At 63.4% G+C, this 22,172-nt stretch carries 20 protein-coding genes; 12 read left to right on the forward strand and 8 right to left on the reverse strand.

Translation table 11 applies throughout. The features are described 5' to 3' along the window. Positions 1–690 precede the first annotated feature (690 nt). Both AC3G2C_RS17520 and AC3G2C_RS17525 read left to right on the forward strand, forming a co-directional pair. A complete protein-coding gene (locus AC3G2C_RS17520; protein WP_488385930.1) occupies positions 691–1,023 on the forward strand; it encodes a hypothetical protein in 333 nt (110 codons plus the stop codon). Positions 1,024–1,177: 154 nt separating this feature from the next. After that, positions 1,178–1,456: a helix-turn-helix transcriptional regulator gene (locus AC3G2C_RS17525; protein WP_488385931.1), complete on the forward strand. Its 279-nt coding sequence runs from the start codon at positions 1,178–1,180 to the stop codon at positions 1,454–1,456. A gap of 26 nt (positions 1,457–1,482) precedes the next feature. Here AC3G2C_RS17525 and AC3G2C_RS17530 read toward each other — a convergent pair whose 3' ends face one another. Continuing rightward, positions 1,483–2,538, reverse strand: a complete 1,056-nt coding sequence (locus AC3G2C_RS17530) for a DUF5694 domain-containing protein (protein ID WP_488386026.1) — start codon at positions 2,536–2,538, stop codon at positions 1,483–1,485. A gap of 503 nt (positions 2,539–3,041) precedes the next feature. Then, a complete protein-coding gene (locus tag AC3G2C_RS17535; protein WP_488385932.1) occupies positions 3,042–4,691 on the reverse strand; it encodes a M20/M25/M40 family metallo-hydrolase in 1,650 nt (549 codons plus the stop codon). A gap of 281 nt (positions 4,692–4,972) precedes the next feature. On the opposite strand from AC3G2C_RS17535, the gene AC3G2C_RS17540 reads away from it, so the two are divergent. Then, complete coding sequence (locus tag AC3G2C_RS17540; RefSeq protein WP_488385933.1) at positions 4,973–5,785, forward strand: DoxX family protein; 813 nt, start codon at positions 4,973–4,975, stop codon at positions 5,783–5,785. 21 nt (positions 5,786–5,806) lie between these two features. Here the strand turns inward: AC3G2C_RS17540 and dapE are convergent, their stop codons facing one another. After that, on the reverse strand, positions 5,807–6,940 hold the full coding sequence (dapE, locus tag AC3G2C_RS17545) for a succinyl-diaminopimelate desuccinylase (protein WP_488385934.1): 1,134 nt from the start codon (positions 6,938–6,940) through the stop codon (positions 5,807–5,809). A 308-nt stretch (positions 6,941–7,248) separates the two neighbouring features. Between dapE and AC3G2C_RS17550 the strand changes: the two genes are divergently transcribed. From AC3G2C_RS17550 to AC3G2C_RS17565, 4 genes are read left to right on the forward strand one after another with little or no spacing between them, the layout of a single operon-like run. Continuing rightward, positions 7,249–7,752: a hypothetical protein gene (locus AC3G2C_RS17550; RefSeq protein ID WP_488385935.1), complete on the forward strand. Its 504-nt coding sequence runs from the start codon at positions 7,249–7,251 to the stop codon at positions 7,750–7,752. A 33-nt stretch (positions 7,753–7,785) separates the two neighbouring features. Next, positions 7,786–8,463 (forward strand): PspA/IM30 family protein, encoded by a 678-nt coding sequence (locus tag AC3G2C_RS17555; protein ID WP_488385936.1) that lies wholly within the window; start codon positions 7,786–7,788, stop codon positions 8,461–8,463. After that, positions 8,460–9,077 (forward strand): OB-fold-containig protein, encoded by a 618-nt coding sequence (locus AC3G2C_RS17560; RefSeq protein WP_488385937.1) that lies wholly within the window; start codon positions 8,460–8,462, stop codon positions 9,075–9,077. The genes AC3G2C_RS17555 and AC3G2C_RS17560 overlap by 4 nt, the downstream gene beginning before the upstream one ends. 12 nt (positions 9,078–9,089) lie before the next feature. Beyond that, positions 9,090–10,769 carry a flotillin family protein gene (locus tag AC3G2C_RS17565; RefSeq protein ID WP_488385938.1) on the forward strand — a complete coding sequence of 560 codons (1,680 nt, stop codon included), beginning with the start codon at positions 9,090–9,092 and terminating at the stop codon, positions 10,767–10,769. A gap of 69 nt (positions 10,770–10,838) precedes the next feature. On the opposite strand, the gene AC3G2C_RS17570 is transcribed toward AC3G2C_RS17565, so the two are convergent. The 5 genes from AC3G2C_RS17570 to map form a co-directional block, all read right to left on the reverse strand. Beyond that, complete coding sequence (locus tag AC3G2C_RS17570; RefSeq protein WP_488385939.1) at positions 10,839–11,906, reverse strand: VIT1/CCC1 transporter family protein; 1,068 nt, start codon at positions 11,904–11,906, stop codon at positions 10,839–10,841. Position 11,907: 1 nt separating this feature from the next. Beyond that, positions 11,908–12,264, reverse strand: coding sequence for a Spx/MgsR family RNA polymerase-binding regulatory protein (locus AC3G2C_RS17575; RefSeq protein ID WP_488385940.1), 357 nt, complete (start codon positions 12,262–12,264; stop codon positions 11,908–11,910). Continuing rightward, positions 12,261–13,088 (reverse strand): 2,3,4,5-tetrahydropyridine-2,6-dicarboxylate N-succinyltransferase, encoded by an 828-nt coding sequence (dapD, locus tag AC3G2C_RS17580; RefSeq protein ID WP_488385941.1) that lies wholly within the window; start codon positions 13,086–13,088, stop codon positions 12,261–12,263. Before dapD ends, AC3G2C_RS17575 begins: the two co-directional genes overlap by 4 nt. 881 nt (positions 13,089–13,969) lie before the next feature. Beyond that, the gene (gene glnD, locus AC3G2C_RS17585; RefSeq protein ID WP_488385942.1) at positions 13,970–16,624 is read right to left on the reverse strand and encodes a [protein-PII] uridylyltransferase; all 2,655 of its coding nucleotides are present in this window, start codon (positions 16,622–16,624) and stop codon (positions 13,970–13,972) included. A 167-nt stretch (positions 16,625–16,791) separates the two neighbouring features. After that, on the reverse strand, positions 16,792–17,556 hold the full coding sequence (map, locus tag AC3G2C_RS17590; RefSeq protein ID WP_488385943.1) for a type I methionyl aminopeptidase: 765 nt from the start codon (positions 17,554–17,556) through the stop codon (positions 16,792–16,794). A 346-nt stretch (positions 17,557–17,902) separates the two neighbouring features. Here map and rpsB point away from each other — a divergent pair, with 346 nt between their 5' ends. From rpsB to uppS, 5 genes are all read left to right on the forward strand, one after another. Then, positions 17,903–18,781, forward strand: a complete 879-nt coding sequence (gene rpsB, locus AC3G2C_RS17595) for a 30S ribosomal protein S2 (protein ID WP_488385944.1) — start codon at positions 17,903–17,905, stop codon at positions 18,779–18,781. Between the two features lie 56 nt (positions 18,782–18,837). Next, positions 18,838–19,716 (forward strand): translation elongation factor Ts, encoded by an 879-nt coding sequence (tsf, locus tag AC3G2C_RS17600; protein ID WP_488385945.1) that lies wholly within the window; start codon positions 18,838–18,840, stop codon positions 19,714–19,716. Between the two features lie 242 nt (positions 19,717–19,958). After that, positions 19,959–20,681, forward strand: coding sequence for a UMP kinase (pyrH, locus tag AC3G2C_RS17605; protein WP_488385946.1), 723 nt, complete (start codon positions 19,959–19,961; stop codon positions 20,679–20,681). A gap of 174 nt (positions 20,682–20,855) precedes the next feature. Then, entirely contained in the window at positions 20,856–21,413 is a 558-nt protein-coding gene (gene frr / locus AC3G2C_RS17610) for a ribosome recycling factor (protein WP_199042227.1), read from the forward strand. A 17-nt stretch (positions 21,414–21,430) separates the two neighbouring features. Next, the gene (gene uppS, locus AC3G2C_RS17615) at positions 21,431–22,171 is read left to right on the forward strand and encodes a polyprenyl diphosphate synthase (protein WP_488385947.1); all 741 of its coding nucleotides are present in this window, start codon (positions 21,431–21,433) and stop codon (positions 22,169–22,171) included. Position 22,172: the final 1 nt, after the last annotated feature.

Consider the following 22,172-nt stretch of genomic DNA (forward strand, 5'->3'; position numbering starts at 1 on the left):
ATGCCGTGGCTCGACGCTTGAATGAGCGACCTCGGCAGACGTTGAACTTTGAAACGCCGGCCGAACGATTCCAGCAATGTGTTGCAATGACCGGCTGAAGTCGCAGTCGAAAGCGGACCTTTTCACAAAATATAGCCGCAAGCGCCCCTCTGCGCCCCTGCTCACCAACAGCGGGGTGGTCGGTACCTACCGGCCTGGATGTTCAACCGGACCGGAATCTGCGGACAAACGAGAAATCGACGTGGTGCAGGATAACGGCGCAAAGCCATGCAGAGCCGCATTTGACCCGATGCGCAAACGAGCATCAGGCGTGGCCCATGGTGGTCAATCTGCTTAGAGCGACGTACGCCCGGCAAGGCGGGCGGCAATGTTGCCGAAGCCAAGGGGCCAACGCCCCTATTGCCATGACGGCATCTGCTTATGGGTACGGGCAAAGCGCTTGTGCGCGACTACAGCCACCACGGGCGCTGACAGCGTATGCCGCAGTGGATGCGCGCCGGGGCCGCATGCTGCGACGGGTGTTCGCCTGACAAGGTACTCGGCAGGGCTCTGTTACTTTTCGTCTCGTTGCGCGCGGGGTGTCTGAATCCATTTCTCGCGCAATCGTGACCCTCGGTTCATGAAGCGCGGGCCGCGAGTGCGACAACACTCACGACCCGCTGACCATCACCAACTGTTAGGAAGTTGATCATGGCTGTCCACGATCATACGGCACGCGCACGCCCGTCTTTCCCACCAGAGGCTACGCACGCGACCTCCGCCGACACGCTGGCCCCCTCAGCTGAGGCGCAGGACGCAGAGCAGCGGTTGTTAACGCTGATCGGCATTGCCCGCTCCGCAGACGCCTTATTGGGTCTGCTGATGGATAGCGAGGAGGCTCTCCTCGCCCCGTCGCGCCGAGGTTCCCAGCCGGTACGCCAGCTTGCCCTAACCCCGTTGGAATCCACGGGGTTATCGTTGGCTGTGCATTACCTGCACTCCTACGCGCGCTTGTTGGGCCAAAAAACCGCCGCCAGCACCTGACCCGTCCGTTGATCGCCCCCGCGGCGCACCGGGCGTGTTGCCGGTGTGCTGCACCTTGGCGATGACGTACGCCTGAATTGGCATTTTGCCTACATGTATCGCTGCGCTCGCGCCGGCGTGTTTAAGCGTGCGCGCACATCAACCAAGGATAGTGATGAGTCGGATTTCTCTCACCCCGCACATGCAGGTCAACCCGCGTGTGCCACTGCGCTCGCCGGCGAAGGTGCTGCTGCACGACTTTTTGCTGCCACAAGAATTGCGTTGGGTGGACGCTGCGCGTCGCATGGGCATCAGTAGCAAGGCCCTAAAGCACTGGATGCTCGATGGCGGCCCGATGACACCGGATTTGGCGCGCGCCTTGGCAAAGGGGTTTGGCACCTCGGCGTTCTATTGGATGGTGCTGGAGGCGCGCTGGGTGTTGGAGGGGGAGTAATTGTCGCATCGCGCTACGCACGGCCGTTACTTCAACACCTGCTCCGCATCGACGATTTCCACGCCGGGCATCTGCCCCAGCAAGCTGTCGAGCCAAGGCTTGTGTGAGCTGCCGACGATGGAAAGCACGCGCGCACCCGGCGTTTCGCGGAAGGTGGCTAGCACGTTCGCCGCCATGCGCAGGTTGCGCGTTTCCCAGCCCGCCACGTACATGCGGCCGTAGTGCGGTGGGTTGGCGTCGCCCAAGGCGGCACCGAAGTCACTGCCCTGGCCAATGCGCAGCACGGCGGGGTCGTTGATGTAGCGGTACATGGTGAGCATGTCGCCCGACGTGAGTAGCGACTGCTCTCGATCCAGCACGGGTTTGAGCTTGTCCGCCGCGCCATTCCAGGCGCCCTGGATGGCATCGCCATAGGCTTTGTCGTTGTCGACCTGCACGTTGTCACCGGTGTGATCGTCCACCGAGTACAGGCGTTGCAAGCCCAGCTTGGCGGCCAGGCGAGCCGCGACCACATAGGTTTCATTACGGCTGTTTTCGCGTTTGCTCATGGCGGCGACCAGGGCGCTATCCAGGCCATCACCCACGTGGCGCTCTGCCGCTGGCAACTGCAACCACTGCACCATCGCCGACCCGTTGTCGTTGGCGGCCATAAACAATGCAGCAAGGTGCCGACGCTGCGCGGGCGTGGGGTGCTCAGGCCACGCTTTCCATGTGCTCTGCACTTGGGCGATGGCGGCGGGCACATTGAGCCCGGTGGCCTTGCGCGCCTCAACGGGGTCGGCGCAGTAGGTTTCCATGTCTTTGGGGTCGTACACGGCGGGGTGCCGCGCGGCCAAATCGCAACCTTCGCCGGAAATTTGTTCCACCGTGATGATCTGCGGCTTGAATGCCGCGAGCCGGTCGAGCACAGGCGCAAGCGATTCGGGTTTGAAGTCTTTCGGCGCCTGAGAAAGGTGTGCGGTGCCCAATACCAACACCTGGGTGCGTGGCCCCGCCACGTTGCTGCGGAGCCAGGCCAGATCTGCCGGGGTTTGCCCCCAGGCACTGCCCACGACCATCGACGATAGACACAGACATACCAGCCAGCGCTTGCGCATATAGCCCCCTGGGGTCGGTTACGCCGCCAACGCTAGGCAGTACCCGAAAGAGCGACCAGTGCTGGATGACCTAGGGAAGGTCTGATTAAACGACATCTAGCTCATTATTCCTGCGAACCCGAAAAAGGGGGCAAGAGCAGGAGGGGCTTTTCAACAGCTGAAGGGCTGGTCATCCAGTGCTTCTACGCTCCGCGATTTATCGGCGCTGGATCCCAGCGTTCGCTGGGATGACGAGCAACATGTCGGTTAATCAGCCCCCTAGCGATACTCTGAATTTGATCGTCATCCCAGCGAACGCTGGGATCCAGCGCCTGTAAGCGCCTGAGCCTGAAGGCACGGTATGACCAGCCCTTCGGCTGTTGAAAAGCGCCCCCTTCGCCGGAGCTGCGAGCAAACGCGGAGCCGCCCTGCCCGCCCACCGTGAATGCGCATAAGCGGAAACAACCTGTCCAAAAAAGTGGCGCCCATGTGGGCGCCACTCGACTTGCTTAGTTCACCTTGCGCCCTTGGGGGTTGGCAACGAACTTGGGCGGGTTGGGCTCACTGGCGAACTGCCAGGCGCTGAGATAGGCCAGCCGCAGGATTTTCGCCATTTTCGTGTAGTTGATCTTTTCCGCCGTGTCGCTGGGGTGGTGGTAATCGGGATGGAAGCCGGTGAACCACCAGAATGCGGGCACGTTGTGCAGCACGAAGGGGAACTGGTCGGAGCGGAAGAATACGTTCAAGGCGTATTCGTGATCGAAGCGATCGTCCAGCACCAAACCCACTTGCTGGTTTTCCTTGGCAACCGTGCGCTGATAGTCCGGGCTGTATGCCGCACCAATCAGGTTGAGGCGGTTGCTGGTGTCGGCCGGCACCTGGATCAAGCCTTCGGTTTGCGGGCTGGGCTTTTCATCGCGACCGATCATGTCGAAGTTGATCATGGCGCGCGTGGTATCGAGCGGACGCAACGGGTGTTCCGCCATGTAGTACGCGCCGAGCAAGCCGCGCTCCTCCGCCGCAAACACGGCGAACAGTATTGAGCGCTTGGGCTTGACCGGGTTGGCGGCAAAGGCACGCGCCAAGGTAACCACGCCTACCGTGCCGGAGGCGTTGTCGTCGGCACCGTGCCAGATCTTGCTGCCGCTCATGCCGTCGTGATCGTGATGGCCACTGATGAGGATGGTTTCCGGGGCCAGCTTGGGGTCGCTGCCTTCTACCAGGCCCACCACGTTCCACGTGGTGGCCTCGCGGCGGCCGCTGTTGCGCAAGCGCAGCTTTACCGAGGTATCGGGCAAGGCCAGTGATTGGTTGCTCAAGTCCTTGTCGATGGCCTGCTGCAACTGCTCGGGCGTTTTGCCACTGCTGGCGAACAGCTGATTCGATACGTCGCTGGAGAGGATCATGCTGGGTATCTTCAGCGGATTGTCCGCCAGCACCTGGGCGGGGATGGGGTTGTCCGCGTGCTCCGCCTGATGCCCGATACGCGAGCGCACCTCCTGCGCGGAGGGATGGTTGTGCGAGGGCTCGGGCGCGAACAGCACCGCCACCGCGCCATGTTCTTGTGCGTTGAGCACCTTGACGTAGCTGGTGGCGTAACGCGTGTTGCCGGTGCCGTTGAAGATGGAGTTGGGGTCTTTTTCTTGCGGTTCGTGGTCGAACACCACCACGACCTTGCCCTTTACGTCGAGCTTGGCGTAATCGTCATAACCCAGTTCCGGCGCGGTGATGCCGTAGCCGGCAAACACCACCGGTGCCTGCACATCCACATTGTCGGGGAAGCTGCCAGACGCGTCCTTGCTCGTCCATTCCACGGTCTTGCCGCCACGCACGAGGCTCAGGCCGGATTTTTTCGGGTCGGGGAAGTACTCGATCAAGGGCACGGCCTGCAGAAAGCTCGGCTGCCCTTGTGCGTCGGTGGCAGCGGGCTTAAGGCCCGCCTTGGCGAATTCCGAAGCGATCCATTGCACGGCCGCCTCGTCGCCCGGTTGCAGCGAGAGGCGCCCTTGCAGGGCATCGGAGGCCAAAAAGCCGATATCGGCACGCAGGTCAGTTTCGCGGATCTGGGCCAGGCCAGCCTGTTGTGGAGACGGTGAGGCGGCAAGCGCGCTCGAACAAGTAACGGCGGCGAGGGCCAGGGTGAGCAGGGTTCGGGACATGGGGACTCCGGTGTTGCAGACGGCTGGACGTCCAGCCGCCGGGAGGATCGAGGTTGCCACGGGCGGCGGCCACGGGCAAACCACCCGGCGGACGACCTTGCTCACGCCGCCGAACACAGGCATGGTGCGCGCACCGGATGCCATTGCCCGGCCTGTCGTTGCGTTGCCCGATGTCCCGCCTTTCAAACAAGGCCGAAAGAGGTCGTCACTCTCTGTAAATCGAGCGTGGCGGGCCTCCACTTTCCGAGACATTTCTTAAGCGTCGAATCAGGAGCCACGGTATGGAACATGCGCTTCGCTTGTCCGCTGCACGCATCACGTTCGCCGCCAGCATGATGGCGCTTGGGGTTCTGGGCTTTATTTATGGCGATGTTGCCCTGGTCTGGCAGCACTTGCCCGTTGCGCACCTGCCCGGTGAACGATGGATCGCTTATCTCTTTGCCGCCATCGAACTGGGCGGAGGTATCGGTTTGTTGTGGCCGGCGACACGTCGCCCTGCTGCTTGGACTTTGTGTGCCTTCCTGTTGATGTGGGTTGTGTTGCTTAAGTTGCCCGGCGTGGTGGCCATGCCGCAGATGGAGGCCACTTGGCTCGGTGCCGGTGAGATCGCCGTGATGCTGGCCGGGGCATGGGCGTGGCTGGCTACCCTGCCCGCCACTTCGGGACAGCGCGGCATGATGACGGGGGCGCGCGGCATTAAAGGGGCGCGACTACTGTTCGCCCTCGCGTTGCCGACCTTGGGGCTGGCGCATCTGTTCTATGGCGACCAGACGGCCGCCCTGGTGCCATCCTGGCTACCTCACCCACTCGGCTGGGCCTATTTCACCGGCGTGTGCAGCCTTGTCGCGTGCGTGGCGGTTTTGCTGGGCACGTATGCGCAACTGGCGGCGCGGCTGGAAGCCGCCATGCTCGGCATCATCACGGTGCTGGTATGGGGGCCCGCCATTTTGGCGACACCCTCCGACCGCATGCCGTGGACGGCCTTTGTCATTTCTGCCGCCATCGCCAGCGGCGCGTGGCTCGTCGCCGAGAGCTACCGCTACTTGCCCGCGCGCAACGCGACGTGGCGCGCAGCCAGCCCGCTGGTGCCATGAGGCCCGCATTGCAGGCCAGCATTAGCCCAGCAGTCGCTCGCAAACGGCAGCGTAAAGATCAGGCAGCTTTTCAAGGTCGGCCAGCGCCACGCATTCGTCCACTTTGTGGATGGTGGCGTTGACCGGCCCCAGCTCCACCACTTCCACGCCAAGGGGCGCGATAAAACGACCGTCGGAGGTGCCGCCGCCGGTGCTTTCTTCCGGCTCGATGCCGCACACCGTTTGGCATGCCGCAATCACCGCCTCGCGCACGGCACCGCCGGGCGGCGTGAGGAAGGGTTCGCCGCTGAGCGACCAATCGACGTGCCAATCCAGCCCATGGCGCGCAAGAATGGCTTCGGTGCGCTCGCGCAATGTTTCGGCGCGGCTGGCCGTGCTGTAGCGGAAATTGATTTGCGCGGTGAGCGTGCCGGGTATGACATTGTTGGCACCGGTGCCCGCGTTGAGGTTGGATACCTGGAAGGACGTGGGCGGGAAATCCGCGTTGCCCTCGTCCCAGCGTTCGGCCGCCAACTCGGCCAGAGCCGGCGCGAAGGCATGGATGGGGTTCAGCGCCTTTTCCGGGTAAGCCACATGACCCTGCACACCGCGAATCACCAGCGTGCCAGACAGCGAACCACGGCGCCCCACGCGTATCAAATCGCCCAGGCGCTCCTTGGAAGACGGCTCACCCACTACGCACCAATCGATGCGTTCGCCCGTTTGGCGGAAGTGCTCAGCCACCCGACGCACGCCATCGAGGTTGGTCGGGCCCTCTTCGTCGCTGGTCAGCAACAAGCCCACGCGCCCGCGATGGTTCGGATGCGCCGCCACATACCGCTCCAGCGCCACCACCATCGCCGCCACCGAGCCTTTCATATCGGCAGCGCCACGGCCATATAGCCGTCCATCGCGCATGGTCGGCTCGAACGGATCACTGGCCCACTGCTCCACCGGGCCGGTGGGCACCACATCGGTATGCCCCAGAAAAATCAGCGTGGGGCCACCACTACCATGCGTGGCCCACAGATTGTCCACCTCGCCATAGCGCAGGTGCTGCACATCGAAACCCACGGCGGCCAAGCGCTCTGCGATCAGCGATTGGCAATCGGCATCGACCGGTGTCACCGAGCGACGGCGAATGAGATCACAAGTGAGATCCAGAACGTCTGACATGAAATCCTGCACGGGTTAATTAGAGTGCCAGGAGGATAACAAGGCCTGGCCATAAGGGATGCTCCTATTCGGATCGTCATCACAGCGAGAGCTGGCATCCAGCGCCTATAAATCTTTGAACGTAAAGGCACTGGGTGACCAGCCCTTCGGCTGTTGAAAAGCGACTGCTGCTCTTACCCCCTCTTGGCGGTTAGCACGAATGACGAACAAACAGCCGAACAATCAGACCTTCCTTAAGAAGCACTGGACAACTGTCAGAGGCTGAAGCAGTATGCGTTTGTATACACTTGCATACAAAGGAGCACCGCATGGCCGTGTCCATACCGTTGTCAGTGCGAGTTTCTCAGGATGACTTCGAATGGTTGACCTCGCTCGACATCAAGGGCGCGAGCACCCCGTCCGACAAGCTGAGGGCCGTGATACAGCTCCATCGCCGCGAGCACGACGGTAGCCGATCTTATGACCTTGCCTTGGGCTGGCTGCGCGACGTAATACAACCGTTTGCGCGCGAAGTGGCTGCCTACGAGCATCGCACGTCCAAGCGCTCGGAGGTGGTGGCCGCCATGATCGAGTGGGTGCCGCAACTGATGGCCCTACTGGCTTCAGAGCACATTCCCACCGATGCCGGCCCAGCACGTGCACGGCAGGTGGAGGACATGCTTCTGCAACGTTGCGTGTCATTGTTGAGCAGCTTGCTTCGACTCAGCATTGCGCCAAGTAGCGCCACCTATGACGACAACGCCATGGCGCGGCAGTTGCCACGCTTGGGCGAATTGATCGACGCCGTGCGCGCTGCAAAGTCGCACACCTGACATCTACTGCCGCACTTACCAAGGAGAAGGGCTATGTCCGACACCCTGCAGGAACGCGTTGTTCGTCTGATCAGCGGCAGCGCGCATGCCTTGCTCGACAAGGCCGAAGGCCTGGCCCCAGAGGCCGTCATGAGCCAAGCGATACGCGAGATTGATCTCGTCGTGGCCGACGTGCGCATGGAGCTCGGCCGTATTGAAGCCGCCAAGCATCAACTTGCCACACGCATCGGCAAGCTTGCCAGTGAGCACGAGGATCTGGCCGGGAAGGCAGAGCTGGCAGTGCAAGAACAGCGCGACGACCTTGCGGTTGCTTGCCTCGAGCGGCAAACGCTGATCGAGGATCAGCTGCCTGTACTTGAGCAGAACCTCGCCAGCCAGCGGGAACGCGGCACCGAGTGCGAGACCTACCTGCGTGCACTCATCGCGAAGAAGGAAGAACGCGAGGCCATTCTTGCGGAATTCATCGCAGCACGGCGCCGCGAATCCGCTCCGGGGGAAGCACCATCAAACAGTGTTCGCGAGGGACGCGTCGACAAGGCGGAATCGGCCTTCAATCGCGTCATGGCGCGCGAGACTGGCGTGACAAGCTTGAGCACGTCGCCGGGAGATGTCATGAAACTCAAGGAGCTCGCCGACCTGCAGCGCAAGCGCCGAATCGACGACCGTCTGGAAGCGCTCAAGCGTCAAACCAACGACGCCCCTAAGCCATGAGCACTCTTCTACAGCCAGAATCTCTGCCATACATCGCAGCGCTGGGCATGCTGATCGCGCTGGGCGTCATTGAAGGCGCCGCTCTTCTGTTTGGCACGAGCGCATGGCATTGGCTCGACGGGGCAATGGCGCACGATCCACCCGACGGTTTTTTGGGTTGGCTTCAAGTGGGGCGCGTGCCCATACTCGTACTGATCGCCATTTTCCTCACTGTGTTCGCCGGCGCGGGGCTCGCCATTAACATGCTTGGGCTGCACTTGCTGCATGCAGCGCCGCCGCGCGGGGCTTCCATACCCTTGGCCACGCTCATCAGTGTCCCGGCCATACGCGTGCTTGGCGGCGGCTTGGCTCGGGTCATGCCACGCGAAGAAACCTACGCGGTGTCTTTTGCCAGCCTCGTTGGCCACGTGGCGACGATGCTTGGACACGCTCGGGAGGGCTACGCCGCGCAAGCCAAGACATCCGACGGAAAAGGCCACACGCTGTACTTGATGGTGGAACCGGACGAAACCGTCAACGAGCTAGAGCCCGGCAGCGACGTGCTGCTGATTCGCCAGATTGATGGCTCCCGCTTCGCCGCCATACCCAATCCACGCCCGGATCTACTCGTCTGATAAGGATTTGAGATGAACAACCTGATTGAAATTGCAATTGTCGCTGGCGTCCTGCTGGGCGGCTTGATCGTCGTCGGCCTCATCGTCGCACGCCTGTACCGCCGCTCATCCAAGGAGATGTCGTTTGTCCGTACGGGCATGGGCGGTCAAAAGGTGATCATGGACGGCGGCGCGCTCGTACTACCGGTGTTTCATGACGTGATGCCCGTCAATATGAACACGCTGAAGCTGGAAGTGGCGCGCGCAGGCAAGGACAGCTTGTTTACCCGAGATCGCATGCGCGTCGACGTGGTGGCTGGCTTCTTCGTGCGGGTGATTCCCAGTGTGGAAGGCATTGCCAATGCGGCGCAGACATTGGGACAACGCACCATGGCACCCGATAGCCTTCGCGAGCTGGTCGAAGACAAGTTCGTCGACTCCCTGCGCGCCGCCGCTGTATCGATGACCATGCCAGAGCTGCTGGACAAGCGCCAAGACTTCATCCAGGCCGTGCAACACGCTGTGTCGGAAGACCTGCTCAAGAACGGCCTGGAACTGGAGAGCGTATCGCTCACACGCGTTGACCAGACGCCGATGCAGTACTTTGACCCGAACAATGCCTTTGACGCTGAAGGCCTCACCAAGCTCACCGAGGCCACCCAACTGCGTACCAAGCAACGCAACGAGATCGAACAAACGACTGCCGTGCAGATCGCCCAGAAGAATTTCGAGGCGACCAATCAACGCTTGGAGATCGACAAGCAACAGACCTTTGCAACGCTAAGCCAGCAGCAGGAAGTAGCAACCCGCGAAGCACAGCAAAAGGCGGAAATTGCTGCTATTCAGTCGCAGCGCGAGCGCGAAGCCGAACAAGCCAAGATCGACGCCGAACGCCAGGTTCGCGAGGCCCAAGTGGAGAAGGAGCGCGCGATCAAGCAGAGGCAGATCGAGGCCGAGCGCGAGATCACGGTTTCTCAGATTGACCAGCAGAAGCGCACGACGCTGGCTGATCAAGATAAGCAGATCGCCATTGCCGAGCGCTCCAAAGCCCAATCAGAGGCCGAACAGGTGGCCAACGAGGCACGCGCCCTTGCGGCGCGCGCGGAAGAACAAGTGAAGACCGCGCGTGATGTGGCTATTGCGGAGCGCGACAAGCAAATCGCCCTGGTTGCGGCCGAACAGGACGCCCAACAACAAGCGATCAGCGTCAAGGTATCGGCCGAAGCCGAGCGTGATGCAGCCGACAATCACGCACAGGCGACACGTATTCGAGCGGAGGCGGATCGGGTCCGCTTTGAGGTCGAAGCCGCTGGTATCCGTATGCGCAACGAATCGCTTAATACGCTCGGCTCGGAACAGATCACCCTGCAAATCAAGCAGGCGCTGATTGCCGCCCTGCCCGGAATCATCGAGGCATCCGTCAAGCCCATGGAGAAGATCGACGGCATCAAGATCGTGCAGGTCGACGGCCTCAATAGGAACGCGGCGGCAGGCACGGCAGGTGCACCCGCCACTGCCAGCGGCGGCAACCTGGCGGAGCAAGCCGTATCGGCAGCCCTCGCCTATCGGGCACAACAGCCCATTCTTGATGCCGTGCTGGGCGAGATTGGCATGAAAGGCGACAGCCTGGCTGGCCTCGTCAATGGCGTGAAGCACGACATGGGTGGCGCCAGCCAGATGCTGGACGACGCGGCACGGAACGGCGTGAATTGATCTCGATGACCGCAACACCAGGAGCCCGCCGCTTGGCGGGCTCCTGGTGCCATTGAGCTTCGAGCGACATCAACCCAGCAGCGTCGTGCCCAGCAAGTGGCCGACCAGATAGGTCACACCCGCCGCAGCCACCGTAATAGCGAGCTGGCGTGCGATGGAGAACACCATGCTGCGCCCCGTGAACAACGCCGTGCCCATGCCGATCAACGCCAGACCGGCGGCCGTGGACACCATGCAACCCACTAGTGCAGCGTGCCCTTTGAGAAACAGATACGGCGCGACCGGAAACAGCGCACCCAAAGCGAACAGACAGAACGAAGACACCGCCGCGCCGTAAGCCGAACCACCCAGTTCCTCCGGATCGATGCCCAGATCCTCGCGCACCAAGGTATCCAGCGCGGTGCGCGGGCGTTCGGAAATCTGCTCGGCCAAGGCCTCTGCGGTGCTGGCCTGCAAGCCCTTTTCGCGATAGATGCCAGCGAGGCTATGAGTGCCGTCTTCCGGCGCTACGGCCAGGCGCTCGGCGCGCGCGGCGATCTGCGCCTGGTAGAACTCGCGTGAGCTGTTGACCGACAACCACTCGCCCAGCGCCATCGAGCAGGCGCCAGCTACCAAGCCGGCAAAACCCGCCAGCAGGATCGCGTGATCGCCCGATGCGGCACCGGCCATGCCCATCACTAAACTGCCGTTGGATACCAGGCCGTCGTTGGCGCCCAGCACGGCGGCGCGCAGCGTGTTGCCGCTTTGCGTGCGATGCCGGCCGCTGCGCGTGGCGGGGGCCTGCTCCTCCAGGAAGTGGTCGCGATAACCGTTGCGATCCACGGGCGTGGGCAGATGATCCGCGTGCTCCAGGCGCACCACGGTGGGCATGACGAACTCGGTGCCGAACTGCTTGGCGAACCAGGTGAGCGCGCGTACGCGCACGCCGTGGCGCGGCGGCGGCACCGGGGCGCCGATATGCCGTAAACGCTCCTCCCAGAAGGCCGCATTGGCGCGCTCGCCGTCGGCGATGCGGCGGTACGCGCGACTCAGGCGCGCGTCGTCCGCCAGCTCGGCCAGGTTGTCATAGAGCGCGGCGTTGTCGCGCTCTATGCGCAGGTTGATGCGATAGTGCCTGGCCGAGCGGGGCTTTTTCATGTCACTTGCCGAACAGCTTTTTGAAGCCGTTGTCGGTAAAGCCGACGCTCACCGAGCCATCCGGCTGTTGCACAACGGGGCGACGCACCAGGGCCGGGTACTCCTTGAGCAGCAGCGTCCACTCCGGGTCGGATCCGGGGTTCTTGCGCTGCGGCAGCAGGTTGCGCCAGGTGGTGGACGCCTTGTTCACCAGCTTCTCCCAACCACCCAATTGCTGCGCCCACTCTTTGAGCGTGGCCGCGGGCACCGGGTTGGCGCGATAGTCGACAAAGCTGTAAGGCACCTCGAAACGATCCAGCCAATTGCGTGCCTTGCGACAGGTATCGCAAGTGGTCAGGCCATACAGGGTCGCGCTCATTCGGCGCTCCGCAGCAGTTCGTTGATGCCGGTTTTGCTGCGGGTCTTCTCATCGACCTGCTTGACGATGATGGCGGCGTAGAGGCTGTGCGAACCGTCCTTGGACGGCAGGCTGCCTGCCACCACCACGCTGCCCGCCGGCACGCGGCCGTAGCTGACTTCACCCGTGGCGCGGTTGTAAATGCGGGTGGATTGGCCCAGGAACACGCCCATGCCGATCACGCTACCCTTCTCCACGATCACACCCTCGACCACTTCCGAGCGCGCACCGATGAAGCAGTTGTCTTCGATGATGGTAGGGTTGGCCTGCAGCGGCTCCAGCACGCCGCCGATGCCCACGCCGCCGGAAAGGTGGACGTTCGCGCCGATCTGCGCGCACGAGCCGACGGTGGCCCAGGTATCGACCATGGTGCCCGCGCCGACGTGGGCGCCGATGTTCACGTAACTGGGCATCAACACGGCGTCCTTGGCCACGTGCGCGCCCCGGCGCACGAGCGCGCCCGGCACCACGCGCGCACCCAGGCCCTGCAACTCGGCGTCATTGCCGTGGGCAAAGCGCAGCGGCACCTTGTCGAAGGCCAGCGCGGGGCCGCCATCGACCACGCGGTTGTTGTTGATGCGGAAGTACAGCAGCACCGCTTTCTTGATCCACTGGTTCACCGTCCAGCCGCCCTGGCCATCGGGCTCGGCCACGCGGCGCTCACCGGATTCAAGCAGGTCGATCACCTGCGACACGGCGGGGCGCAGATGCGTCTCGATCTCGGCCTGGGTCAGTTCGTTGCGACGTTCGAAGGCGTCTTCGATCAGGGATTCGATGCTTTGCATGATGTTTTCTTGCCTGGAATCAGTGAGTCGCCGCGGCGATGACCGCGCGTTGCGGCGGAAGGGACGTCTGATTCTGACAAGATTTGGCCCGGCTCGCGAGCCACATGTCGCCCGCTGGGCCAATTGCAGACGAACGGCAAGGCCTCTGGGCCCAGCTACCGAACGCGGGCGTTACAGCCCTACGCGCACGCCGGACATCCGGCCCCTGTACAAATCCCTGATGCCGGCGGCGTCGAGGGTGGTGCGCACAGGGCGGTAGTCCCCATGCGGCGAGAGGTTCGTATTGATCCGCATGTGCAGTTGCACGTCGCACTCGTAGCCGTGGTGCATGTCGCCATGGTCAGGCCCGACCGCGTGTAGAAGCCATAGGCGTCCACGGTAACCCAGCGAATGCCGGTAGGCCCATCTACCGAACCCCGCATGGCCACCCGTGACGCAACGGGCCTCACCATCAAAGCTTCCGAGTCGATGTTAGCGTCACCGCGGCGATCGTCGGCCATGAGGTAGCCCAGGTCGGCGCGCAGGCCGCAGGCGATGGGCACGCCAAAGTCGATACCGACGGAGCCATCACCAACTCCGCCCGTCACCTAGGGAAGCTCTGATTTTGCTCGTCATCCCAGCGAAAGCTGGGATCCAGTGCCCTTGCGCTCAAGTATCTACAGGCACTGGACCCAGCTTTCGCGGGAATGACGAGCAATACGTCGCGGATTCAGAGCTTCCCTAGGTGACGATCATGCTGGTGCGAGTGAGCAGGCACGCCAACACGACAAGCGAAAGTTTTCTGGTTTTCATACAGGCCATGATTTCCTTGAAGCGATGCACAAGCCCATGGCGAGGCATGGCATGTTGTCGGCACCGCGCGCACCGACCTAGCTGCATCCTCAGGCACGCTTGGCCGTGCCTAGCGTGTCCAGCAATGCATGCAGCAGGCGATCCTGCAGGTCGATGCTCAGTGGCGCATCGTGGCGATCGGTGACGAGAAAGAAATCTTCGACGCGCTCGCCAAATGTGGCAATGCGCGCGTCGTGCACGCGCACGCCTGCCTGAAACAGCGCCTGCGCCACCGCGGCGAGCAAGCCGGGACGATCACTGCACACCAATGCCAGCCGCGTGCGACCGCCTACGGTACTGAAGGAGATCTTGGGTGCCGTCTGGAAGTGTTTGAGGTGCCGCGACATGCTGCGACGGGATGGCTGATGCACATGCGCCGGTTGCGACAAGGCACGAAGCAGGCGTTGCTTGAGCTCTTCCGCGCGCTCCGGCGAAGCGGGCAGCTGCGTGTCGGCCTCCAGCAACAGAAACGTATCCAGCGCCATGCCCGTGGCGGAACTGAGCACACGCGCCTCCATCACCGAGAAATGCAGGCGATCGAGCATGATGGCCACGGCGGCGAACAAGCCATCGCGATCGGGCGTGTAGACGAATAGTTCCGTGGTGCCGCGCACCGATTGCGGATGCACGGCCACCAACGGCGTGGTGCCCTGGGCCGCAAGAATGGCAGCCGTCTGCCAGGCGATCTGCTCCGGGCGATGGCGCAGGAAGCTCTGCTCGGGAAAGCTGCGCCACACGCGTGCGCAGGCATCGGCCATGAAACCTTCGGCTTCCAGCAAGGCGAGCGCCTGCTCTCGACAGGCACGCACGCGCGCCGCCGCATCGGCGGGCAGCTCGTCCTCGCTGCGCAGCGCATAGCGTGTGGCCGTGTAGAGGTCGGCGAGCAGACGATCTTTCCAGCCGTTCCACAGCTTGGGGCTGGTGCCGATGATGTCGGCGATGGTGAGCAGGTACAGATTGTCCAGGCGTTCGCCGTCACCCACGGTTTCGGCAAAGCGCTGCACCACATCGGGGTCGGTGATGTCCTGGCGTTGCGCGGTGGTGCTCATCAGCAAGTGCCAGCGCACCAACCAGGCGATGAGCTGGGTGTCTTCCTCGGGCAAACCCAGGCGGCGACCGAAGGCCAATGCCTCCTCCTCGCCCAACACCGAGTGATCACCGCCGCGCCCCTTGGCAATGTCATGGAATAGTGCCGCGAGCAGCAGCAACTCTGGCTTGGGCAGACGCGGCCAGATTTCACAGGCGATGGGAAATTCCTTGGCCGCGGCCGCATCGGCGAAGCGCGCCACGTTGCGCAATACGCGCAAGGTGTGTTCGTCCACCGTGTACACGTGAAAGAGGTCGTACTGCATGCGCCCGAACACCGCGCCAAAGGCCGGCAAGATGGCCGCGAGCAAACCATGGCGATTCATGCGCCACAGTGCCTCGACCGCGGGCGCGCCTTGCTTTAGCAAACGAAGGAAGGCGGCGAGTACTTCCGGATCGTCGGCCAGGCTGCGCTCCAGCACCGCGGTGGCTTGATGGATGCGCCGCATGGTGTCGGCAGTGAAACCCACGATGCCCGGTTCGCCAAGGCGCACGATGAACGCCTCCACCAGCGCGGCGGGGCGGCGCATGAAAAGCTCCGGATCTCGCACGGCCAAGCGCTTGCCGTAGCGCACGAACTCATCGCCCACCGGCAGGGGTGCCGCCGGCGGTTCGAGCATCTCTTCAAAGCGCTCGGCGATCTGCACGCCCAGGCGCTCCACCTGGCTCGCCGCGCGGTAATAGCCCTGCATGAATTGTTCGACGCCGAGGTTCTTCTCGTGTTCGTCCTGAAAACCCAGGCGAGCGGCCAAGCCGCGTTGGTAGTCGAACAGCAGACGTTCTTCGGCACGCCCTGCCTCCAGGTGCAGCGCGTAGCGATAGCGGCGCAAGGTGGCTTCGGCCTGTTCGAGCTGATCCTTTTCAGCCGGATCGAGCAGGCCTTCGGCCACCATGTCGTCGAAGTCTTCCGCGTGCGCCAGACGACGCCCCAGCCAGCGCAGCGAGTCGAGCGTACGCAATCCGCCCGGACCATCCTTGAGGTTCGGCTCCAGGTTGTAGGCGGTGTCGTTGAAGCGCGCGTGGCGCGCATCGCGCTCCGCCAGGCGCACGGCGAGATACGCAGCGGGCGGCCACAATGCAGGATCGCGCACGATGGCCTGCAAGCCCTCTTCCATGGCCGGGTCACCCGCCAAGCGACGTGCATCCAGCAGACTGGTAAATACGCTGGCGTCCTGCTCGGCGAGCATGCGGCACTGCGCGAGGTCGCGCACCGCGTGCCCCACTTTCAAGCCGATATCCCAAAGGGTGGCGAAGAACTGCTCCAGCGCGCGCAAGCGCGCGGGGTCGGACGGGCCGACCAGGGCAAGCAGATCCACGTCCGAACACGGGAACAACAGGCCACGCCCAAAGCCGCCAACGGCGAACAACGCGGCGTCGCTCACGTCACCCAGGCAGGCCGTCCATACGTGCACCACGATGCGCTGCACCGAATCGCCGCGCCGCCGCGCCAGTGCGGCGGCATCGGCACCGTCGCGAAAGGCGGTTGCGAGTGCGCGATCCACATCGCCCAGCAATTGCCGCAGGGCGTGGCGCGCCTCGGTCGAAACGCCCGAGCGTGGCACTGCCAACGGCAGGCGCGGTAGCGGCGGAAGACGGATAGGCAGAAGGGAATCGGTCACGGAGGGCTGCGCCATCGCGGCTGAAAACTGGCGTCAACGATAGCAAGCGCAGTGCGGGAAAAGGCGACCGGCGGGCTCCCCCTTGGGGCCCGCCGGTGTTTACCGGCGAGCCTTCGGTACCTCGCCAAGAACAGCGCAGGAGAGGTAAAGCCGAACATTCTTGCGTATTACTGATCAGGCCAGGGCGTGAGGATCTCGAAACCGTCGTCCGTCACGGCAATGGTGTGTTCCCACTGGGCGGAGAGGGAGTGATCCTTGGTCACCACGGTCCAGCCATCGGGAAGCTGCTTGGTCTGTGGCTTGCCGGCGTTGATCATCGGCTCGACGGTGAAGGTCATGCCCTTCTTGAGCTCCAGCCCGGTGCCGGAACGCCCGTAGTGCAGCACCTGCGGCTCGTCGTGATAGACCTTGCCGATGCCGTGTCCGCAGTACTCGCGCACCACGGAGAAACCCGCCGCCTCTGCGTGCTTCTGGATCGCCGCGCCGATGTCGCCCAGGGTGGACCCGGGGCGCACGGATTCGATGCCGCGCATCATCGCCTCGTAGGTGGTGTCCACCAGGCGCTTGGCCAGCACCGAGGGCGTGCCCACGAAGTACATGCGACTGGTGTCGCCGTGCCAGCCGTCTTTGATGACGGTGACGTCGAGGTTGATGATGTCGCCATCCTTCAGCACCTTGGCCGGGCTCGGGATGCCGTGGCAGATCACGTGGTTCACCGAGGTGCACAACGTCTTGGGAAAGCCGTTGTAGCCCACGTTGGCCGGAATGGCCTTCTGCACCTTGGTGATGTGCTCGTAGGCCAGGCGGTCCAGGTCTTCGGTGGTAACGCCAGGCTTTACATGCTCCTTGAGCATGGCGAGCACTTCGGCGGCCAGCTTGCCGGCCTCGCGCATGGCCTGGATGTCTTCGGGGGTTTTCAGGGTGACTGCCATAGTTCCACTCACATGGCGGCAATTGCCCAGAAATCCAGCAACTTGCCGCGCCGCCGGCGTACCGGCTACAATTTCCAAGTTTTGCTGACCCAAGGTGCCCTTTGGGGACACCCCAACCGGTCGTCGCAAAACGAAGGGAGATTGTAACCGCGTTGCGGCGCAAGCCCCCAAGTCCATGATTGGACAACAAAAACGCCACACACGCATCGGCACCGCCTTCGGGGTGCCTCGGTCAGCCCTCCACATCTTAGGGCCAGCCGGGGTCGAAGCCGGGGATGCGTGGAGGTCCCAACCCCCGGGTCTTTCCCTCCAAGCCAGGGATCGCCCTACAAATTGGAGTTACACCATGGCTCAAGTCACCATGCGCCAGATGCTCGAAGCTGGCGTGCATTTCGGTCACCAGACCCGTTACTGGAACCCGAAGATGGCCCCGTACATCTTCGGCGCGCGCGGCAAGATCCACATCATCAACCTGGAAAAGACGCTGCCGCTGTTCACCGACGCGATGAACTTCCTGTCGGCCGTCGCCCAGAAGCGTGGCACCGTGCTGTTCGTGGGCACCAAGCGTTCGGCTCGTGAGCCGTTGGCCGAGGAAGCCGCACGCGCCGGCATGCCGTACGTCACCGCCCGCTGGCTGGGTGGCATGCTCACCAACTTCCGCACCGTCAAGCAGTCCGTGGGCCGCCTGAAGGAGCTGGAAGCCGCTGAGACCGATGGCAGCTTCGATCGCCTGGTCAAGCACGAAGTGCTGGCTCGCCGTCGCGAGCGCGATAAGCTCGAGAACTCGCTGGGCGGCATCAAGGACATGAACCGTCTGCCGGACGCGCTGTTCATCATCGACATCGGCCACGAAGACATCGCCGTGCAGGAAGCCAAGAAGCTCGGCATCCCGGTGATCGCGGTGGTCGACACCAACTACAACCCGGAACTGGTCGACTACGCCATCCCGGGCAACGACGACGCCATCCGCGCCATCCAGCTGTACGCCCGCGCTGCCGCTGACGCCATCCTCGAAGGCAAGGCTGCCGCTCCGGCCGCCGCCCAGGGTGACGCCAACGAGTTCGTCGAACTGGACGAAGAAGGCAACCCGGTTGCCAAGGAAGAGCGCAAGGCTGCCCCGCGCCGTGACGACCGCAACAACCGTGGTCCGGCCAAGAAGGGCGCCGGTGCGCCGCGCGGCGGCCGTGGTGGCCGCGGCCGCAACGACGACGCGGACGGCGAGTAAGCCATCCCTGCCCCGGCCTTCGGGCCGGGGCGCATCAAAGCTCTTGAGGAACCCAGATGACTGCCATTTCCGCAAAACTGGTTAGCGAACTGCGCGAGCGCTCCGGCGCCGGCATGATGGATTGCAAAAAGGCGCTGGTCGAGAACAACGGCGACATCGACGCCGCCATCGAGTACCTGCGCAAGACCGGCCTGGCCAAGGCCGACAAGAAGGCTGATCGCGTGGCCGCCGAAGGCCGCATCGCCACCGCCCAGGCCAACGGCAAGGCCGTGCTGGTCGAAGTGAACAGCGAAACCGACTTCGTCGCCAAGGCGCCGAACTTCGTGCAGTTCACCAATGAAGTGGCCGAAGCCGTGCTGGCTTCCGGCGCCACCGACATCGACGCCGCCAAGGCTGCCGCTTTCCCGGGCGCCGACAACGTCGAGTCCGCCGCCAAGTCCCAGACCGCCACCATCGGCGAGAAGATCGAAGTGCGCCGCGTGGCTCACGTTTCGAACGATGGCCCGCTGGCCACCTACTCGCATGGCGGCAAGATCGGCGTGATCGTGGCGCTCAAGGGTGGCTCGGAAGAGCTGGCCAAGGGTATCGCCATGCACGTGGCGGCCATGAACCCGCCGCACGTGAAGCCGGAAGACGTCCCGGCCGAGTTCATCGCGAAGGAAAAGGAAATCGCGCTGAGCCAGATGACCGACAAGGACAAGGCCAAGCCGGCCGACATCCTGGAGAAGATCATCTCCGGCAAGATCAACAAGATCGTCTCGGAAGTGACCCTGGTCGGCCAGCCGTACGTGCTGGACACCAACGTTACCGTGGGCGACGCGCTGAAGAAGGAAGGTGCTGACGTCGTGGCCGTGGTTCGCCTGGCCGTGGGCGAAGGCATCGAGAAGGTGCAGGAAGACTACCTGGCCGAAGTCGCCAAGGCGATGCAGGTCTAAAGACCCCGCCTCCAGCCGGGTCCAGGCAAAAAGCCGCGGGAAACCGCGGCTTTTTGTTTTTATGAAAGCCCCCTCCACCCTTCGCGCCCTTGCGAGGCGGCCTGCCGCGCGCTCCCCACGCCGGCGCCAAGGCCGTGAGCGGACTGGGTTTTCCACCCTCGAGAGGCAGCACAGCCGTCTTACCGGCTCGCGTCGCTGCCGTTACAATGCGCACGTTTTGCCCCACACAATCCGGAGACCCCATGAGCGAACCCCTTAAGTACCATCGCATCCTGCTCAAACTCTCCGGTGAAGCCCTGATGGGCGAAGCCGACTACGGCATCGATCCCAAGGTCATCGGTCGACTGGCCGATGAAATCATCGAAGTACAGAAGGCCGGCGTGCAGATCGGCGTGGTCATCGGCGGCGGCAACATCTTCCGTGGCGCCGGCCTGGCTGCGGCCGGCATGGATCGCGTCACCGGCGATCACATGGGCATGCTCGCCACCGTGATGAACGCGCTGGCCATGCAGGACGCCATCGAACGCCGCGGCGGCTACGCTCGCGTGATGAGCGCCATCCAGATCCACGACGTGGCGGAGGACTTCATCCGTCGTCGCGCCATTCGTCACATCGAAAAGGGCCGCATCGCACTGTTCGCTGCCGGCACCGGCAACCCCTTCTTCACCACCGACTCGGCCGCTGCGCTGCGCGCGGTGGAAGTGGGCGCAGACTTGCTGCTCAAGGCGACCAAGGTGGACGGCGTGTATACCGCCGACCCGGCTCGCCACGCGGACGCCACGCGCTATGACACGCTCACCTACGACCAGGTGATCGAGCGCAAGCTCGCCGTGATGGATACGGCTGCCATCGCGCTGTGCCGCGACCACGGCATGCCGCTGCGCATCTACGACATGACCGTACCCGGCAACCTCATGCGCATCATGCGCGGCGAGGCCGTAGGCACCCTGGTCTCCGAGCACTAAGTCACCTCAACCCTCTCCCCTACGCGGGGAGAGGGTCTGACGGCAACACCGCTCAGCCCCTCGTGCAGCGCAACATCGCCCTTGGCGCCATTTCTAAACCGCGCCGTACCGCGCCCAATGCCCTGCAACCCCCTGCTATACTTGTTGGCTTGCACGGTTTGAGGGGTGTTTCCCATGCTTAACGACATCAAGAACGATGCCCAGACCCGCATGGGCAAGAGCATCGACTCGCTCAGGCACAGCCTGACGCGCCTGCGCACCGGTCGCGCAAGCACCGCGCTGGTCGACGGTATCAAGGTGCCGTACTACGGCTCGGACATGCCGCTGAACCAGGTGGCCACGGTGGCGCTGGGCGATTCGCGCTCCATCATCATCACCCCGTTCGAGAAGACCCTGGTCGCGCCGATCGAAAAGGCCATCATGGCTTCGGACATCGGCATCACGCCGAACACCGCCGGCACCACCATTCGCCTCAACATGCCGCCGCTCACCGAGGAGCGTCGTCGCGAACTGGCCAAGCACGTGGCGCACGAAGGCGAAGAGGCCAAGATCGCCATCCGCAACGTGCGTCGCGATGCCATGCAGCAGGTCAAGGATCTGCTCAAGGAAAAGCTCATCACCGAAGACGATGAGCGCCGCGCCGAAGACGAGATCCAGAAGCTCACCGACCGCTTCGTCAAGGACGTCGATGGCGTCGTGAAGAACAAGGAAGAGGAGTTGATGGCGCTCTAAGCGTCATCACCCTTCCCATGACCAGCGCCGATTCTGCGCGGGTTCCGCGCCACGTTGCCATCGTGATGGATGGCAACGGTCGCTGGGCCAAACTCCGTCATCGACCACGCACGTTCGGCCACAACGCCGGACGCAAGGCCGTGCGCGACGTGGTGGAGGGCTGCCTGCGCCAGGGCGTGACAGTGCTGACTCTCTTCGCGTTTTCCAGCGAGAACTGGCAGCGTCCCCAAGACGAAGTCGGCGCACTCATGGAACTGTTCGTGCGCGCGCTTGATAAGGAAGTGGACGAACTCCACAGCCATGGCGTACGCATCCGCTTCGTCGGCGACCTGAGCGCTTTTGATGCCGGCCTGCGCCAACGCATGACGGGCGCGATGGCCCGCACGGCCGCCAATGATGCGCTGCATCTCAATATCGCCGTGAACTATGGCGGTCGCTGGGACATCGTGCAGGCCGCCCGCAAGGCCGCCGAATCGGTGGCACGCGGCGAGCTGCGCGCGGACGAGATCGACGAGCACCTGCTGGGTCACTGGATGTGCCTGGCGGAACTGCCGCCACTCGATTTGTTCATCCGCACCGGCGGCGAATCTCGCGTCAGTAACTTTCTACTGTGGCAATTGGCGTACGCTGAGCTCTATTTCACCGACACACTCTGGCCGGACTTCGACCAGGCCTGCCTGAAACAGGCCATCGAAGACTACGCTCGCCGCGAACGCCGTTTCGGCAAGACCGGTGACCAGGTCGCCTCAAAGGCGTAAC

This window comes from Frateuria sp. sgz306004 (assembly GCF_057750885.1).

Coding starts and splice junctions, on each gene's coding strand:
- dapD (WP_488385941.1), bottom strand. CDS start 13,088: ATGCAAAGCATCGAATCCCTGATCGAAGACGCCTTCGAACGTCGCAAC.
- AC3G2C_RS17560 (WP_488385937.1), top strand. CDS start 8,460: ATGAGCACTCTTCTACAGCCAGAATCTCTGCCATACATCGCAGCGCTG.
- AC3G2C_RS17555 (WP_488385936.1), top strand. CDS start 7,786: ATGTCCGACACCCTGCAGGAACGCGTTGTTCGTCTGATCAGCGGCAGC.
- frr (WP_199042227.1), top strand. CDS start 20,856: ATGCTTAACGACATCAAGAACGATGCCCAGACCCGCATGGGCAAGAGC.
- pyrH (WP_488385946.1), top strand. CDS start 19,959: ATGAGCGAACCCCTTAAGTACCATCGCATCCTGCTCAAACTCTCCGGT.
- AC3G2C_RS17550 (WP_488385935.1), top strand. CDS start 7,249: ATGGCCGTGTCCATACCGTTGTCAGTGCGAGTTTCTCAGGATGACTTC.
- rpsB (WP_488385944.1), top strand. CDS start 17,903: ATGGCTCAAGTCACCATGCGCCAGATGCTCGAAGCTGGCGTGCATTTC.
- AC3G2C_RS17575 (WP_488385940.1), bottom strand. CDS start 12,264: ATGAGCGCGACCCTGTATGGCCTGACCACTTGCGATACCTGTCGCAAG.
- AC3G2C_RS17565 (WP_488385938.1), top strand. CDS start 9,090: ATGAACAACCTGATTGAAATTGCAATTGTCGCTGGCGTCCTGCTGGGC.
- AC3G2C_RS17525 (WP_488385931.1), top strand. CDS start 1,178: ATGAGTCGGATTTCTCTCACCCCGCACATGCAGGTCAACCCGCGTGTG.
- tsf (WP_488385945.1), top strand. CDS start 18,838: ATGACTGCCATTTCCGCAAAACTGGTTAGCGAACTGCGCGAGCGCTCC.
- AC3G2C_RS17570 (WP_488385939.1), bottom strand. CDS start 11,906: ATGAAAAAGCCCCGCTCGGCCAGGCACTATCGCATCAACCTGCGCATA.
- map (WP_488385943.1), bottom strand. CDS start 17,556: ATGGCAGTCACCCTGAAAACCCCCGAAGACATCCAGGCCATGCGCGAG.
- AC3G2C_RS17535 (WP_488385932.1), bottom strand. CDS start 4,691: ATGTCCCGAACCCTGCTCACCCTGGCCCTCGCCGCCGTTACTTGTTCG.
- dapE (WP_488385934.1), bottom strand. CDS start 6,940: ATGTCAGACGTTCTGGATCTCACTTGTGATCTCATTCGCCGTCGCTCG.
- AC3G2C_RS17520 (WP_488385930.1), top strand. CDS start 691: ATGGCTGTCCACGATCATACGGCACGCGCACGCCCGTCTTTCCCACCA.
- uppS (WP_488385947.1), top strand. CDS start 21,431: ATGACCAGCGCCGATTCTGCGCGGGTTCCGCGCCACGTTGCCATCGTG.
- AC3G2C_RS17540 (WP_488385933.1), top strand. CDS start 4,973: ATGGAACATGCGCTTCGCTTGTCCGCTGCACGCATCACGTTCGCCGCC.